Genomic DNA, 16,804 nt, shown 5'->3' on the forward strand with positions numbered 1-16,804 from the left:
TGTTCATCATAACTTATTGGCTAACTTCTTTGTCCCGGTCGAAAAACAGGAAGGCTCCTGCCCAGAGAAACAGACTTCCCAACACGTACACGCCCGATAAGCTAGCCAGCCCGGCTGTCAGCCCTAGTGTTGGTTTTAAAACGCCCAATAAGTAGGGGGCAAACGAGCCGATCAGGAAGGCGCAGGCCAGCATCAAACCGTAAGCAGAGGACCGGATTTTCGGCGATACCACTTCGTAAAGCGAGGCTACAATGTTGGAATCGTACCAGCCCCGGAAAATGCCAAACAGAAACAAGGCTATGTAGGTGAGCAGCTGTGTATTGCTCATACTGATGCCGTAGATGAACGGCGCGCCCAGCAACAACCCTGATGCCTGCACAACCAGTCGACTCCGGGGATTGGATTTAGCGTAATAATCCGAAATTTTGGCTCCTGACAGCACCCCTAAAAAAGCACCGAGGTGGTGATAAAACAGGGACGAAAAACCGGCATCGGTCAAACTCATGCCAAACTTATCGACCAGAAATGACGGCATCCAGGTTAGGTACCCAACATTCACGAACACCATACAGCCAAAACTCAGTGTGAGCATGATCACGGTAGGTTTTCGGGCGACGATACGAGCTGTTTTACCAATTTCGGCCCACATCTGTTGCCGGCTTTCTGCCGTCGACCCAACAACATCTTTCGGGATTCGGGCAAAGAATACGAACGCCAGCACAACCCCCAGACTACCAAATAGATAAAAAGCTTTTTGCCAGCCGTAGTGCTCGCCGATGTAGCCAGCGATAATGCCACTTAGAATGATTCCGAAGTACACCGCCGTTTGGTGAATGGACAGCGCAAACGAACGCTTTTCCTTGTAGGTTTCGCCTAACAACGCATTCGCCGAAGGTGCGTAAAATGCTTCGCCACCACCCGTTGCCATGCCACGTAGCGCAATGAACTGGATAACGCTCGAACAAAAACCCGTCAGCAACGTAGCACACGACCAGAACAGTAGACAAAACCCGAGAATATTCCGGCGCGAAAATCGGTCGCCGATGAACCCGGCAATGGGAACCAACAACCCATAGGTCCAGACCAGGGCCGACGCAATCAGGCCGAGTTGAGCATCGGTCAGGCCAAGATCTTTCCGAATGAGTGGCAATACGACACTGAAAATCTGCCGGTCGGCCTGGTTCAGGAAGAAAGCCAGCCAGAGCAATGCCAGCAACTCCCAGCGGAAGCCAGTCGGTTTTTTAGTAAGGGAAGGCGGTGAATCAACCATGATTAAGGGAGTTTAGCGGTTGTAGGGGCAGCATTCCAGGCACTGACGGTCAGGCTGGCTTTCGAACGAGTTTCGGGCTCTCGCCAGATCACATCGAGGTCAATTTCCTGCGTTTCGCCGGGAGCAATCCAGGTAAAATTGTCGGATGCCACAATGGCCCGCTTCGTTCCTGTAATGTCCAGTTTGGCCATGAATGCAGGGACTTTACCCGTATTGGTTACCTTCACCCGAAGCTGACTTTGGTCTGCTCCAGTAGGTTTCTGACTCACCACTGAAGCCGTCAGCGACGTAGTGCTCTTAGACACAGTCGGTTTCAGAAACGGCCCTTTTTCCAGCGTAGGCCAGGGAATTGGGTTGCTGATGTATTTCTGATAAAAATCCTCGTTTTCGAGCATCGATAAACTGCGTGGATAATAGGACGACCGCGATAGAAGCTTGCCCGAAGCATTCCGAAGTTCGGCAACAATGAGTATGTAGCGGTCTCGGTAGTCCGCCGGAATAACGAATTCGCCCAAATTCTCAGAACTCACCGAGGTACCACCCGCAACATTGACGTTTTGCTGTTTCTTCCAGAGTTGTTTGAACGTATCGTCAAGAACCAGTACGGAAATCGTTGCGCCGGGTATTGCCTGTGGTAACGAATGCATTACGTTGACAGGCAACTTAATCCGTTCGCCTGCTTTCCAGAGCAGACGCGGAATGTCAACTGCAATATGCGTAGGCTCGTAGGTCCGTTTGAGAAAGTAATAGGGAGCCCCCGCGTTGCCAAACCAGTCCATCATCTGAATGGCGATAACGGGCCAGTGTCGTTTGAATACCCACGGCAGTAACCCTGTTGTAACCGGATAATTGCCCTGCATTTTTTCAGAGAACACCTGATAAAACTCCCCGGCCCCAATCTGCGACGCTTCGGTCACAGATTCGATACTTGGATCGTTCATGTCGGCAATATGTGATGCCCGACTCAGCATGCGCGGTACGCGGCTGGGGCCGTATTCGGTAAAGTGGTGAATGAACTCCGGGTGGTCTTTATAAAATTCCTTATCCCACATGCGCCCCAATCCAGTAAACTCTTTGTTATCAACGGTTTCGTAGAACATGTTGGCCTCAGGCATCGAGTGCATTCCCGTTTCTGATATCCAGGGTTCGTAGCGGTAGCCAACACCGTACCAGGTCGGGTCCATGTCGGGGTAAGTATGAAGGCTGCCGTCGTCAGGTGTGGTGCGGACGTAAAGTCGAGATTTATCGAAAATGTCCAGATTGCGCTCCAAAATACCCATCGTGGCAGCGTTGCCATACGAATAGGGGTTAAATTCGTTGCCTCCACACCAAACCGCCAGCGATGGATGATTCCGCAACCGAACGATGGTCTGCACAACTTGCGCTTCCCAAATGTCCTGTGGATACAGGGGAGTATCCTGATTGCCAATTGGGAAATCCTGCCAAACCATGATGCCTAACTCGTTACAGATTTCGTAGAAGTGCTCGGTTTCGAGTAGGCCACCGCCCCAGATGCGGATCAATTGAACACCCATTTTTTTTGCGGCTTCAAGCGTCCAGCGGTAGCGTTCTTTCGAGGTTTCGAGCAATACGTCCTGCGGGGTGAAGTTCATTCCTTTCACAAAAAACTTCCGGCCATTGACCACAAACTGCCAGTTTTCCCAACGATCTGCAGTACGCGGACCAGCCGACGCAATCCGCTCGATGGTACGTATGCCAAACGGAAATTGAATCTGGTCAACAACCTGATGATCTTTTTTAAGCACCACTCGAACCGTGTAGAGATTGGCTTCGCCCAGTCCGTTCGGGTGCCAGAGTTTAGGATTCGTTACGGTTAACTCATCGTCAAACCAGGTACGCCCTTTGAAGGCTTTGAATGGTTTCTCCTGCGTAAAGGCAACTTTCCCGGCTTTATCAACCAATTCGACAACTACGGATAAGTTGGCATTGGAAAGTGTAGTGCCCGGTACACGGCCATCGTAATGGTGCATCTGCGCGTTTTTCCACGGATGCAACTGGTAACCGAGTGAATTGGTATCGACTAGTACTTCACTCGAAAAGTGAAGCGTGGCTTTTCCGTTCTGGATGGCCGTCGTGGTCAGATAAGGTCGTTCGAGGTGATAGGGCTGCATAATTTCGAGCCGGACATCCTGCCACATACCCACACTGAAAAACATCTCGCAACCCGAGCTCCCTGAAATAACCCACGGCTTGATAATTCGGCCACTGGCGCGTGGGTTGTAACCTTTGCGCATCTCAATCATGTACTCTCCATTACTATTTCGGGGCAGACTTTCGTAATCAGTGGCTTTATTACCCCAATTACCCGCCCGAACCTCAACAATCAGCACATTGTCACCTGATAATTTCAGGAGCTTACTGATTTCAATTGTTGGTCCGCCGAACATGCCTTCGTGAACGCCTAACAAGGTGCCATTCAGCCATACTTTCGAGAAGTAATCGACGCCATCGAAGCACAGAAAAGCGTAGCTGCCGGTTTTGGCACTGACGGGTGTCGGGAAGGTTTTGCGGTAATACCACACCTTCTCATCCATGAACTTATACTGGTCGGAGTTTTTGTGGTAATAGGGGTGAGGCAACTTTCCTGCCTTGAAATACGACCAATGTACTGAATTCGGGATGCTGGTCTGGAACGGATCTTTTCGGTTAAGCAGTTCTTTAAAAGAAGCAATCGGCTGGTCGGTGTGCGACAGTTCCCAGCCATCGCCCGACAAGGATATATGCTGCGCTCCCGTTCGAGGGGTAATGCGATAGGGCTGCCAGAGCTTTGGGGCAGTCGTATCGGACTGAGCCGAAACGAGATTCGACAGCAGTAGACTGAGAATAAAAAGAGTAAGGTTCTTCATCGTATGATTGAGATTAAGCGTCTCTGTAAGGTCCCAGTTTTCCATAGCCCCGCATCAGCAATAAGCCTCCGTCGATGGTAATGGTCGAGCCAGTCATATAGCTGCCTGATGCGATTAAATCGACTACTACACTGGCGATTTCTTCCGGTTGCCCCAATCGCCCGGCGGGTATGCCATCGGCTACTTCCTGAAGCAAGTCTGGATTTTCCCAAACCGCCCGATTGATGTCGGTTTGAATGGCTCCAACCGCCACGGTATTGACTCGAATATTGTGCGGGCCTAACTCCATCGCTACGCCTTTCATGAGTGTTTCAAGTGCCCCTTTGGTGGCTCCGTAGAGCGTCAGTCCCAGCCCCGGTCGAATGCCATTGACCGATGTAATAGTCCAGATGCTACCCGCTACGTTGTGCTTCACCATATTTCGGGCAACCGATTGTGTCAGGAACGTAGTGCTTCGAAAGTTGACAGCGTTGAATTGCTCGAAATCAGCTTCCGTTACGTCCAGAAAGTGCTTTTTGTACGAAACACCGGCATTATTTATCAGAATATCCAATCCTCCTGCTACTGCCCAAGCCTGTTCCCCTAGTTGGATAGCCTGTGCGGTTTCCTGCAAATCGGCTTGTAATAGGTGAGCCGTACCTCCTTTCTGTCGGATAAAGTCCGCAACGGTTTCGGCATCTTCCCGGTTTTCGTGGTAATGCACGACTACGTCGCAACCTTCTTCGGCTAGCTGCAAGGCAATGGCTTTACCGATTCCCTGTGATGCCCCGGTGACAAGGGCTTTTTTATGTTTCAGACGCATGATGGAACGCAGATTATCAAGATTCTTATGATTTTTCATGATCATCATTCATCATAAAAATCATAAGAATCCGTGTTCTATTTATTACATTCCACCAACTGTTGGATACCAATCGGGTCGGTACGGGTCCTGGTGGAAACGGGCGTAGTAATCGCCTTTCTCTTCGTAATATTTTTCGTAATGCTTCATCTTGTCTTCATCCAGCGACACGCCTAAGCCGGGACCGGTTGGGACTTTGATGGCCCCATTTTCGTACTTCATCAGTCCGCCTTCGATGATGTCGTCGGTGAGGTAATGGTAGTGTGCATCGCCCGCGAAATTCATTTGAGGAATGGTCGACGCGGTGTGGATCATGGCCGCCAGCTCGATACCGAACTCGGCTCCGGAGTGCATGGCAACGCCCAGGTTGAACGTATTGCAGACGGCCGCCAGATCTTTCACCCCACGAGGTCCTTCCCAATAGTGAATATCAGTCAACACAATATCGACCGACCCCATCCGAATGGCGGGGGCCAGGTCATCGAATTTGGCTGGATACATGTTGGTAGCGATCGGAATCCGAATCTGTTTGCGAACGGCCGCATTGCCTTCAAGCCCCCACGACGGATCTTCGAAATATTCGATGTTGAGGTCTTCCAGCCGACGGCCAATCTGTACGGCGGTCTGCACCGACCAGAGGCCATTTGGGTCAATGCGTAGGCCGAAGTCGTCGCCGAGTTTCTCGCGGCAAAGCTCCAATACCCGCGCTTCTTCTTTCGGTGATTTCACACCCGCTTTCAGCTTCATCGAATTGACGCCCAGCGTTTCGTGAAGCTCGACGCAGAAATCGGCCATGTCTTCCGCCGTTTCGTCGTGCCTGCCATCGCCGGGCCGGTCGTAACGCCAGAACAGGTACGCGATAAACGGCACCTCGTCGCGAACACGCCCGCCCAGCAAATCACTTAATGGACGATTCAGCACTTTGCCCTGAATGTCGAGACAGGCCATTTCGATGGCTGCGTAAAGCCGGGCGTTCGACATGTAGTAAATGCTACGGAGTACTTTTAGCTTGATTTTTTCAAGATGAAATGGATCTTCGCCAACGATACGCGGCTTTAGTTTTTGCAGCGCTCCCCGCTGATCCCCCCCTCCTACTTCGCCCAGGCCAACGATACCTTCGTCGGTAATGATTTCGAGAATGGTTCGCAGGAAATAACCGGGGTGTACGCCCGTATTATGGCGTAGTTGAGCGTTGAGTGGGATTGCGACGCAGCGCGTACGGATGTCAATGATTTTCATGAGCGAAAAGGTGAATGAGTGAAAGGGCGAAAAGGCCTTTTCATTCGTTCAGTTAATGTTTATAAGTCAAGTTGTACGGTACTGGGTTGACCTTTAGCCAGCTTAAATGTCTTTTCGATAGTCTTCTTGCCGACAGTCACTTTTACGGTATAGTCGCCATAAAAGCCCCGGAATGTGATCGGTTTTCCATCGGTTATGGATGTCGTGAGTGAGGTTTTCCACTCCTTGTTAATCAAATCGTTAAGAACTGTAAATGCTGGTTTGGGCGAAAAGTCGCGATTGAGTAGCCCACCATTCCATTTGTCTTCACCGGCCACAGCCGTACCGTCGACGGTATTCCAGTAAATAATCGCTTCGACTGCCGGATGACTAAACCAGATTTGGTAGAAGTTTCGAGCCATTTTAGCCTGTTGCTGACGACCCGCTTCGTTGTAGGGCAGGGTGGGAAACGTAATTTCCGATACGTGCAGGGGTACACCGAATGAACCAAGCAGATCCATAGCCCGAAACAATTCGGCAGGCGTGTGCGCCAAGCCCTTTACAGTGTTGTCGAACATGGGCTGTTCAAACAAATGGAACTGCATCCCAATTCCGTCAATGCGGGCACCTTTGAGTTTCAGGTTCTCGATCAGGAGGTAATAGGGTGTGAATTCACGGCGGTATCCCTGCCACGAACTGGGTGTATTTTCATTGATAAATAGCCGTGTACTTTTGGGGAAATAGGCTTGTGCCGCCCGAAATGCTTTACTGGCGTAGTCTGATGGCATCGGGACTTTATAACGGGAAATCAGTAGCTCGTTCGTTACGTCCCAGGTTTTGATGGTTTCACCGTAGCGTTGGGCCAGTTCCTGAATATGGTGGTCGATTATCGGTTGCATTTTCGCTGTATCGGTCGGCATCCAATCGGGAATGGCAAACATGGCTTCGTCCCAAACAAGCGTGTGCCCGCGTGGGGTGATCCCATTTTTACGACAAAAGTCGAGCGCTACATCGGTGGGCGGTCGGCGGTAAATGGGTTTACTATCAGCCGTGTAGCGCGGTTTGCCCTGTTCAGGTTCCAGCGTTTTCCAGTAAAAAGGAATCGTAGCCAGATTGAACATCGACTTAAAAAACGACTCGTATTTTTCATTTTCCTGCGCCGTCGGAAACCCGTTCAGCATAAAGATATTAGCCCCAAACAGAAACGCATGTTTGGTCTGTCGAATGTCGACGGTCGCTTTGCGAATCGGTTTACCCTGTTTATCGACCAAGGTTAGTGTGAAATCGCCCTTTCGGTGGGTTTCAATACCTTGTTGAATACGTGCTTCAGTGGCCGGGTCGCTCCACAACGAATCGTATCGAGCCGATTGAGCCAGACTTTGGCCCACCACAAAGAGGAAGAAAAGACTCAGACAACGCATACTATAAAGCTTTATTTATTTGCTGTTTCAATCCAGTATAACTACCTGTGTGCGGACACCACTTTTCGGAAACTGAACTTCTTTCTCATATTTCCGGCCGTTTCGTTGCGTAACGATTTTATACGTACCATAGAAACCACGATAACTGACCGCGTTATTTTTGGGCGATGCCGTCAGGTTTGTGCGCCATTCCTTGTTAATCAATCGGTCAAGAACGTCGTAAGCAGGCTTTTTGGTAAAGTCGCGGTTCATAAGGCCACCTTTCCATTTGTCTTCGCCGGGAACTACCGTACCGTCTGATTTGATACGTGCCGGAGCTGCCGTTCCATCGACCAGATTCCACCAGATAATGCCTTCTACTTTCGGATGGCTAAACCAAAGTTTGTAGTAGTTCTCCGTCATCACTGCCTGGTATTCAGGCCCTTTTTCGGATAGAGCCGATACGGTAATTTCGGTGATATGCAGCGGCAGATCGAAATCAGAGTAGAGATCGAGTGTGCTAAACAACGTGGTGGGCGTCATGGCTTTCCCTTTCAGAATCTGCTCATATTCTGGTTCACTGAAGTTGTGAAACTGTAGACCAATCGCATTGATTTTGGCATTACGAAGCCGTAGGTTTTCGATCAGTAGGTAGTCAGCGTTGTATTCGCGTCTGTTGCTACGATTCCAGATTCCGGTTGTAAAGTTGAGCGTAAACACATTGCTGTTCGGAAATACACGTTCACTTTCCTTAAACGCCTTGAAAGCAAAGTCTTTGGGCATCAGCACGTCGGGGTGGCGGTCGGTGACCTCGTTCACCACATCCCAGATCTGAATGTCGTGTCCATACCGTTCCGCGATTTCGCCAATTCGCTTACTAATTTTCTGCTCCATGATTTTCTCGTCTTTGGGCAGCCAGGTTGGAATCGACCAGCGTTGATTGTCCCAAACGAGCGTATGGCCTTTGGGCGTGATGTTATTTTTCCGGGCAAACTCCAGCACTACGTCGGGTGCCGGGCGACGGTAACTATATGGGCTATCTTTGCTGAAGCGCAGTTTACCCGGCTCCGGCTCCAGTTCGGGCCAATAGAAGGGAACCGTTACGAAGTTGAACAGCTTCGTAAAGTACTCTTCGTAGAGTGCGTCTTCTTTCGGATTCCTGAACCCTTTCACCATAAATCCATTGGCCCCGAAGTAAAAGTCATGGTGAGTTTGGGTTAGAGAAACCTCGCCCGGCGAAACCGGATTGCCGTCCTTATCGGTAAACTGAATGGTAAAAGCACCCATGCGGTTTTCGCGGATACCGTCGGCAATACGTTGTTGCACTGCCGGATCACTCCATTGATTTTTGTAGTCGTCGGAAAGCTGAGCCGACGCCTGAAAAGCGCAGGCTATCAGCAACATACTAATGATAAACTGTATCAGTCGCATACGGTAATGCTGTAGTTTAACGAGGTTAAAGGAAGCCCTGAAAGTGAACAATCAGGTAGTCAACAGGGGGTCAACTACCTGACCAATCAACCTATCTGAAATAAAGAGTAGAATGTAGTTATCGTTGATGGTAACAGATTAATGCTAGGTTCTACCCTACACGATGCAAATGTCTTAATAGCCCGGATTCTGATCGGTGGCGGCAAGGGCCGTGTTGTAATTCAACTCCGATACCGGAATGGGCCAGAGGAGGTGCTTGTCGGCTACATCTTTCCCAACCGCAGCTTTAATAACGGCCTTTAGTTTGTCGGTACCTAACCGCTTTAGATCGTGCCAGCGCTTTGCTTCCAGTTGGGTTTCGTACCCCCGCTCTTTCAGTACCAGATCGTTAAAGGTACTAGCGGTATAATCGCTTAGTTTGAAATCAACGGCGGAGACGGTCGTTGGATTAAAGCCATACGCACGTCGGTGTACCTGATTGAGAGCTTCCATGGCATCAGCCGTTGGGCCGTTACCTGCCCGGCTTGTGGCTTCGGCGTAGAGAAGCAGCACATCGGCGTAGCGATACATGGGGAAGTCGTTACCACAGGCATCCTGAAACGGGGCCTGCGGGTCAATGAATTTTTTACTAAGCGTACTGGTCGGGCCCAGGCCAAGATCCCAGACGTACCAGTTGCCTTTGCGTAAATCCTTGTCGTCCCAGGCTGCGTAGACAGAATTCCGTACATCGGAGCTAATGCCGTAGAAGCCTCCCGCAGCGACAAATTTGGTACCGGGGTGATTAGGGAACATAACAAAATACATTCCCTGCCCTGCCTGGCGGGTATACTTAAGGTAAAAAATTTCCTCGGTTGTTGTCACTACAGACGGGCCGAAGATATTCTGTAGATCATCAGTTTTTGTAATGGGCACAAGCGAGTATTTGCCCGATTGGATTACCTCGCTGGCTTTGTCGCGGGCTTCGGCGTTTTTCCCCTGATAGAAATATACATCGGCCAGAACGGTTTTAGCCGACCATTTCGACGGGTGACCTACCTGAGCAGGTTTGTCGGGCAGGGTTGTTTCGGCATTCTGAAGATCGGAAACAATTAACTGATAAACGTCGTTGAGAGAACTCCGCTTAACGTTGGGCTGGTCAAGGTTCGCTTCCGTACGCAGAGGTACTGCACCCCAGTTTTTGGCGAGCGTAAAATAGGCCAGCGCCCGCAGGAAACGTGCTTCTCCTACATATTTCGCAATGTCGGTGGCCGAAACACTTTTGGCCTTGGGCGCATTCTGAATGACCAGATTTGCATTCCGAACGCTGAGGTAGAAGACTGTCCACATATTGCCTACCCGAACAATATTTGTACTGTTTAACCCCTGAAAATCGCTCAAGATGGCGTAACTACTCCCCGACCGACCGTAACAGTAATCGGTATAGGCTTCCAGTTGGGCCGCATATTCGCCCCCAATACCACTGGTGGCGTTGCGCAGGCCACTATAAACGGCAGCTACGGCAGCATCCAGTTCGCTGGTTGTATTATAAAATGTTTCGACGGCAATGGATTTGGGGTGTTCTTCCAGTACATCCTGGCAGGACGAAAACAGTACTGAGAGTAAAAGAAACGGAGTTAGGCCGGGTCGGAGAGAAGACCATTTTCTAACGTAGCGATGTAAAAAAGTAGGTATGAAATTCATGGCTCAGCAAGGCCTTGGTTTAGAGTGATTAGAAGCCAATTCGCAACCCAAACGTGACCGATTTGGTAGTCGGGTAAGTATAATAGTCGATGCCCTGCCCGATGGAATTGGCTCCCCCCAGCGAATTGACTTCGGGGTCCCACCAGGAATAGTTGGTGATGGTGAGCAGATTTTGCCCACTGGCATAAATCTGTATCCTGCGCAAACCGTTAAGTCCCCACTGTTTCAGGGGCAGTGTATAAGCTAACTGAATGTTCCGGAGCCGCATAAACGAGCCGTTTTCAATATTCCGGTTCGAGAAGTTATAGGAGTTTTTACTCGAAATAATTGGGTACTTCGCGTCGGTGTGCGTTGGTGTCCAATGGTTGAGGTATACCTCACGGGGCATGTTTAAGCCGTAATTGAAATCGAGCGTATTGCCAATCGCGCTGAGGTTTGCCAGGTCATTCCCCTGCACACCCTGAATAAAAAATGACAGTTCCAGCCCCTTGAAAGATACCGACGAGTTGAAGCCGTAGATAAACTTTGGATTCGGGTTGCCAATAACGGTTTTATCGTTCTGATTGATGACACCGTCGCCGTTTAAGTCCTTGTAAACAACCTGCCCTTTATCGGAATAGCCCTGCTCAACGTAGCCATAGAAAACGCCTACGGGTAAACCCTGCCGGAGTAAGTTGGCCGCATCAGAAATCAGTGTAACATTGAAATTACCACCCAGAATATCCTGATTATTGTAGAGTGTAACGACTTTACTGCGGTTGAACGCAATATTGGCCGATATATCCCACTTAACCGCTTTGTCGATCAATCGGCCATCCACCGAAAATTCGAAGCCTTTATTCTGAATCTCTCCCACGTTACGGATGGTTGTGGTATACCCAAATGAACTGGGCAATTGCACCGTATTGAGCAAATCGCGGGTGTTTTTTATGTAATAATCAGCCGTAGCATGCAGACGATTGTTGAAAAAGGACATATCGACACCCGCATCGGTTTGTTCTGTCGTCTCCCATTTCAGGTCGCCGGGTAGGGTTGTACTGGGGGCAAACGTTGTGTAGAGGGCATCATTGAAAACCGTTTTGCCCGATGAGAGCATGTTGAGCGTTGCATAGGCATTGATTGCCTGACTACCCGATAAGCCCCAGCTCGCCCGTAATTTGAGGTCCGACAGAAAGGCGATGTTTTTCATAAATGGCTCCTCCGATACACGCCAGGCCAGCGCGCCGGAAGGGAAATAGCCCCATTTGTTGCCGTCCGAATATTTCGATGAGCCATCGGCCCGGAAGCTAACGGTGGCCAGATAGCGGTTGTTAAAGCTGTAATTAATACGACCCAGATAAGACAGGAGCGTACTGAAACCATAACTTGTACCCGGTATGCCGGGTGTAGTGGCCGATGCCAGATTATACGTCTCGGTGACGTTGCTGAGAAAGCCCGTGCCCGAACCACTCAATGAGGTGTTGAGAAAATCCTGGTACGTAAACCCCGCTACAGCCGCCAGACTGTGTTTCTGACCAATTGTTTTTAGGTAGCTAACCGTATTTTCGCTGAGCAAACTGGTGGCTCTCGTTACCCCAACGCTGGCATTGCCCAACGAGTTGATCAGCCTGGTTGTCTGATACGTATCGGTGCGGTCATCGGCATTCTCAATACCACCCGATATTTTTATAGCTAATCCATCGAACGGTTTAAAGGTCAGGGCTGCATTGGCCAGGATTCGGTTTGCATCTAATTTGTCGCTCGTTTCATTGATCACGTTGATGGGGTTAACAATGCCATTGGAGATAAACGAATAGGCTGTTGTTAAGACCCGATAGCTACCATCATCGTTATAAGGTGTCAGAGTGGGCGGGGCCGAAATGGCTGCAGAAATCAAGGTTGATCCCCGATTACCACCTGAGTTATTCTGGCGATTGGACGTGATTTTACTTAAAGTGGCCCCATAAGTCAGTGAGAATTTAGAACTGACATCGGTAGTGATATTCGCACGCAATGAATACCGCTTAAAATCGCTGTTGGGAATGATTCCCTGTTGCGTAAACAGGCTTCCACCAATAGAGAAACGAGTTTTTTCGGTACCTCCATTCACCGTTAGGTTGTGGGTTTGCATGGGCGCTTTCCGGAATACCATGTCCTGCCAATCATAACTCTGGCTAAACCCGTCGATCTGAGACTGGGTAAAATAGGGGGATTTGCCATCGTTAGTAGCTTGCTCGTTGTAAAAGGTCGCATACTCTTTCGCATTCATCAGATCCAGTTTTTTCCGAAGCGACTGAATGCTATAGCTTCCTTCATAGTCCACCTGCACTTTGCCCGCTTTACCCTGTTTCGTCGTGATAATAACCACACCATTCGCCCCGCGCGATCCATAGATAGCAGTGGCCGACGCATCTTTGAGAATTTCCATCGACTCGATGTCGTTGTTGTTCAAAATAGACGGACTGCCACCCGCAATAGGGAAGCCATCAATCACATATAAGGGTTCGTTGCTTCCCTGAACCGAGTTTGCCCCCCGAATTCGAACACTAATTGATGCGCCCGGCGCACCTGTATTTTGAATCACCTGTACTCCTGGAGCTCGACCCGACAAAGCCTGTAACACATTGGGAGCTGGAAACGAAGAGAGCTCTTTAGCTTTTACCTGAGCGAGTGAGCCGGTTAAATCGCTTTTACGTACCGTGCCGTAGCCAACCACAACAACCTCATTGAGTTGCCGTGTATCGACAGCTAACTCCACGTTGATAGCAGACCGACTGCCAACAGAAACTTCCTGGCTCAAAAAACCAACTGACGAAAAGACCAGGGTCGCATTCGCCGGATTGGGAACCGAGATCCGATAATTACCAGAAGCATCGCTGGTAGTACCCGTAGTGGTACCCTTCAGAGATACAGTGGTGCCGGGTAAGGGGTTCTTATCGCCCGCGCCGGTTATCTGACCAGATATAACGACTGACTGCGCCCATGCCGTGGCAGCACTCCATATCGTCATACAGGCAAGCAGCCACGTAAACGTAAAATATTTCATGAGATTTAGGAATTAATTTTATATTATAAAAATCAATTTTACTCTATTGCAATAGTAAGGCCATTTATGGATTAACTCCAAATTCTTTCTTGATTTTTCATAAAAAATTCCATTTTTAGCAGATGATAGTTTTTCAGTGGGGCATAAAAAAAAGGCCGAAGCCTTTCTAAAATTTACTTATATATGCCTCTATATCAACTTATTATTTATTTCGTCTGCACATTTTCGAAGTGATAGTACCAATTTCCGTTTATCAATAGCCATATACCGATACTCGGGCAAATAGATGCTCAGGCTAGAGACGACAAGGCCGTGCTTATAAACTGGAACAGCCAGGCCAATAACATGACGATTCGGGATGGTTTGTAGCGCTAATTTTTCCTGACTTATTACCGACAAGGCTTCATATAGCTGATCTTCCGACAGAATTTCTGGCCAGGAATCGCCTACGGGAAGGCCATATTTACTGACAAAGCGTTGAATTTTTTCGTTGGGCAACATAGCCAGCAGGAGCCGCCCCGAGGCCGAATCATATATGGGTTTTACGTCGGCAGTACGTACTTGCAAATCCTGTTCAGCAAACGTTCTATGGATTACAACTCGCTGATTATCTTTAAGTATAGCCAGCAGACAGTTTTCGTTGACCGATTGCGTTAGTACATTCATTGGTTCACGCGCTGCTTCGAGCAAATCTTTTTGATAAGCTTCATTTCCAGTTAGTCCGTATGATTTGGCACCCAGAATGTAGCCTTTCTTCGTACCAATCTGTTCGACATAACCGCGCGTTACTAAGGTTTTCAAAATATTGGCACAGGTCCCGTGGTTCAGGCTTAATTCATCGGCCAATTCACCCAATGATTTTGGGTATTCAGGATCATTGGCGATTAGCTCCAGCAGGTCAAGTGCCCGGTTAATTACTTGAATCATTTAGTATGAATTTTATAATGCAAAATTATTCTAATAAACGACAAAATAAAGCAAATGCGACATTAGCGCCAATTCCTCACCCAGAGTAGCCTAAAATACAGGATAGGTTTTGCGCATGTAACTATGAAATGATCGTATGAGCGCAAATTCAATACCATTATTTAGAATCAGTATAAATAATTTATATTTTTGCAGGTAGACCCTAGACGTCAATTTATAACTATGAGCCAAGTAGAATTATTTGAACGAGAAAGAGCAACCAACTACAACCAGTTTGTGGAAGACTGGATACCGAATTATCAATATTTTCTGGATCGTTTGCCCAACCTATTGCGTGAAGCGACCTCTAAAAACTTGCTGGTCGTAGGATGCGGAACGGGCAACGAAATAAAACGATTTACCCAAGCGCCTGAGCATTGGGACATAACGGGCATAGACCCTTCTCCTGATATGCTGAATCAGGCCCATGAAAAATTACACGCTTATCAGAACGTTACCCTGGTTGAAGGCTTGGTGTCAGACCTTGACCCGGCCAAAAAATATGGCGCAGCTACTCTCCTATTGGTTTTGCATTTCCTTGACGATCAGGGCAACAAACTAAGCTTACTCAAAGACATTGCCGAACGACTAGAACCGGGTGCGTTATTGGTCATGCTGGATATTACTGGCGATAAAAATCAGATCAAGCAAAATCTAGCCATTCTTCGACTCCTTTTGCCGAACGATCTGGACGATGACCAGGTAACAAATCGCTTAAACCGAATAGAAAACGAACTTTATCCGGTTTCCGAAACAAGATTGGCAGACTTGTGTTTAGAAGCTGGTTTTGAATCACCGTTACGCTTTTTTCAATCAGCGATATACATGGGTTGGCTGACCAGAAAGAAATAAGCAGACAACAAGGTCTTCTCGGAAAATCTACGGAACTTTATTGGAGGTACATTGGCCAATAAACCGGGTTCTGTTGGCTTAGTGATCAATTACAGGCGATCAATTATGAAGGTAAAAATTACGATACTCGTTACGTCAGTCGCGTTGCTGGTAATGGCGTTTTTCTTTTCAGCCAATCAGAAAGCATCCCTTTTTAAGGTGCCAGCCCAGTTCCCAACGCCTGTTTATCCATTTGACAAAAACCCGTTGACCGAAGCCGGCATCGAGTTGGGCAAGACTCTATTTTACGATCCCCTGCTTTCGAAAGATAATACCATCAGTTGCGGCAGTTGCCACCAACAGGCATCGGGTTTTACGCATCCAGGCCAGGCGCTTAGCCGAGGTATCAACGATTTATCGACCAAACGGAACGCAATGTCCCTTGTAAATCTGGCCTGGTCGAGTCATTTTGGCTGGGATGGTAGTGTGCATGACCTCGATTTATTTCCGATGGTGCCCATTCAGAATGAAGCCGAAATGAATGAGTCACTGCCCAACATTCTGGCTAAACTGCGGCAAAAACGCGATTATCCGATGCTGTTTACGAAGGCATTTGGAAGCCCCGATATTACGAGTGAACGGCTTTTAAAAGCGCTCTCACAGTTTATGCTCACCATGGTGTCGGCCAATTCACGCTATGATCGAGCCGTACGGAACGAAGGGGCTACGTTCACCCCTGCCGAGCGGGCAGGCTGGATATTGGTCGAGCGGAAATGCAGCGGCTGCCATCCAGAGCCCTTGTTTACTGATTTCTCGTTTCGAAATAACGGTCTGTCCAACACAATGAACGACGATCAGGGGCACTTCGACATTACCTTAAAAAATGACGATCGCTATACGTTTAAGGTGCCTACGCTCCGCAATGTAGCTGTAACTGCCCCCTACATGCACGACGGTCGATTTGCTACTTTAGAAGAAGTCGTAGCCCACTATGGTTCGGGTGTCCAGCACGGCGAAACGCTGGATCATCTCCTGAAAAAAGACCGCGAAACGGGCATCCTCGGCATTTCGCTCACCCCTACTGAACAGGCAGATATCGTAGCCTTTCTGCATACCCTAACTGACGACTCGTTTCTGCAAGACTGCCAGTTTGCCGAATCCAGTATACCTGCGAAGTCTGTGATTAATTCAAGGGATAAATAAAGCCAAAAGTCCCAGGTTGAACGCATTAAAATAAGGCGTTTGTGAGAAAGACCGATCTTTGTGGTATGGATT

11 protein-coding genes are annotated in these 16,804 nt (G+C 48.7%); 2 read left to right on the forward strand and 9 right to left on the reverse strand.

The window, feature by feature from the left end:
* Positions 1-13 precede the first annotated feature (13 nt).
* From ACYVGR_RS05870 to ACYVGR_RS05910, 9 genes are all read right to left on the reverse strand, one after another.
* The gene (locus ACYVGR_RS05870) at positions 14-1,270 is read right to left on the reverse strand and encodes a spinster family MFS transporter (RefSeq protein WP_460954509.1); all 1,257 of its coding nucleotides are present in this window, start codon (positions 1,268-1,270) and stop codon (positions 14-16) included.
* Between the two features lie 2 nt (positions 1,271-1,272).
* Positions 1,273-4,137, reverse strand: coding sequence for a glycoside hydrolase family 2 protein (locus tag ACYVGR_RS05875; protein ID WP_460954511.1), 2,865 nt, complete (start codon positions 4,135-4,137; stop codon positions 1,273-1,275).
* A 13-nt stretch (positions 4,138-4,150) separates the two neighbouring features.
* Positions 4,151-4,978: an SDR family NAD(P)-dependent oxidoreductase gene (locus ACYVGR_RS05880; RefSeq protein ID WP_460954513.1), complete on the reverse strand. Its 828-nt coding sequence runs from the start codon at positions 4,976-4,978 to the stop codon at positions 4,151-4,153.
* A 45-nt stretch (positions 4,979-5,023) separates the two neighbouring features.
* The gene (locus tag ACYVGR_RS05885) at positions 5,024-6,217 is read right to left on the reverse strand and encodes an enolase C-terminal domain-like protein (protein ID WP_460954515.1); all 1,194 of its coding nucleotides are present in this window, start codon (positions 6,215-6,217) and stop codon (positions 5,024-5,026) included.
* Positions 6,218-6,276: 59 nt separating this feature from the next.
* Positions 6,277-7,617: an endo-1,4-beta-xylanase gene (locus ACYVGR_RS05890; protein WP_460954517.1), complete on the reverse strand. Its 1,341-nt coding sequence runs from the start codon at positions 7,615-7,617 to the stop codon at positions 6,277-6,279.
* A 27-nt stretch (positions 7,618-7,644) separates the two neighbouring features.
* Positions 7,645-9,027 (reverse strand): endo-1,4-beta-xylanase, encoded by a 1,383-nt coding sequence (locus ACYVGR_RS05895; RefSeq protein ID WP_460954519.1) that lies wholly within the window; start codon positions 9,025-9,027, stop codon positions 7,645-7,647.
* 174 nt (positions 9,028-9,201) lie between these two features.
* Complete coding sequence (locus ACYVGR_RS05900) at positions 9,202-10,707, reverse strand: RagB/SusD family nutrient uptake outer membrane protein (protein WP_460954521.1); 1,506 nt, start codon at positions 10,705-10,707, stop codon at positions 9,202-9,204.
* Positions 10,708-10,735: 28 nt separating this feature from the next.
* On the reverse strand, positions 10,736-13,732 hold the full coding sequence (locus tag ACYVGR_RS05905; RefSeq protein WP_460954523.1) for a SusC/RagA family TonB-linked outer membrane protein: 2,997 nt from the start codon (positions 13,730-13,732) through the stop codon (positions 10,736-10,738).
* Positions 13,733-13,921: 189 nt separating this feature from the next.
* Positions 13,922-14,659, reverse strand: a complete 738-nt coding sequence (locus ACYVGR_RS05910) for an IclR family transcriptional regulator (protein ID WP_460954524.1) — start codon at positions 14,657-14,659, stop codon at positions 13,922-13,924.
* Positions 14,660-14,881: 222 nt separating this feature from the next.
* Between ACYVGR_RS05910 and ACYVGR_RS05915 the strand changes: the two genes are divergently transcribed.
* Complete coding sequence (locus ACYVGR_RS05915; protein WP_460954526.1) at positions 14,882-15,550, forward strand: class I SAM-dependent methyltransferase; 669 nt, start codon at positions 14,882-14,884, stop codon at positions 15,548-15,550.
* Positions 15,551-15,655: 105 nt separating this feature from the next.
* On the forward strand, positions 15,656-16,732 hold the full coding sequence (locus tag ACYVGR_RS05920) for a cytochrome-c peroxidase (protein WP_460954528.1): 1,077 nt from the start codon (positions 15,656-15,658) through the stop codon (positions 16,730-16,732).
* Positions 16,733-16,804 lie beyond the last annotated feature (72 nt).

The organism is Spirosoma litoris (assembly GCF_054776755.1).

Excerpts from the sequence above, each read along its gene's own strand:
- ACYVGR_RS05870 (WP_460954509.1), bottom strand. The coding sequence starts at position 1,270 with ATGGTTGATTCACCGCCTTCCCTTACTAAAAAACCGACTGGCTTCCGC.
- ACYVGR_RS05875 (WP_460954511.1), bottom strand. The coding sequence starts at position 4,137 with ATGAAGAACCTTACTCTTTTTATTCTCAGTCTACTGCTGTCGAATCTC.
- ACYVGR_RS05880 (WP_460954513.1), bottom strand. The coding sequence starts at position 4,978 with ATGAAAAATCATAAGAATCTTGATAATCTGCGTTCCATCATGCGTCTG.
- ACYVGR_RS05885 (WP_460954515.1), bottom strand. The coding sequence starts at position 6,217 with ATGAAAATCATTGACATCCGTACGCGCTGCGTCGCAATCCCACTCAAC.
- ACYVGR_RS05890 (WP_460954517.1), bottom strand. The coding sequence starts at position 7,617 with ATGCGTTGTCTGAGTCTTTTCTTCCTCTTTGTGGTGGGCCAAAGTCTG.
- ACYVGR_RS05895 (WP_460954519.1), bottom strand. The coding sequence starts at position 9,027 with ATGCGACTGATACAGTTTATCATTAGTATGTTGCTGATAGCCTGCGCT.
- ACYVGR_RS05900 (WP_460954521.1), bottom strand. The coding sequence starts at position 10,707 with ATGAATTTCATACCTACTTTTTTACATCGCTACGTTAGAAAATGGTCT.
- ACYVGR_RS05905 (WP_460954523.1), bottom strand. The coding sequence starts at position 13,732 with ATGAAATATTTTACGTTTACGTGGCTGCTTGCCTGTATGACGATATGG.
- ACYVGR_RS05910 (WP_460954524.1), bottom strand. The coding sequence starts at position 14,659 with ATGATTCAAGTAATTAACCGGGCACTTGACCTGCTGGAGCTAATCGCC.
- ACYVGR_RS05915 (WP_460954526.1), top strand. The coding sequence starts at position 14,882 with ATGAGCCAAGTAGAATTATTTGAACGAGAAAGAGCAACCAACTACAAC.
- ACYVGR_RS05920 (WP_460954528.1), top strand. The coding sequence starts at position 15,656 with ATGAAGGTAAAAATTACGATACTCGTTACGTCAGTCGCGTTGCTGGTA.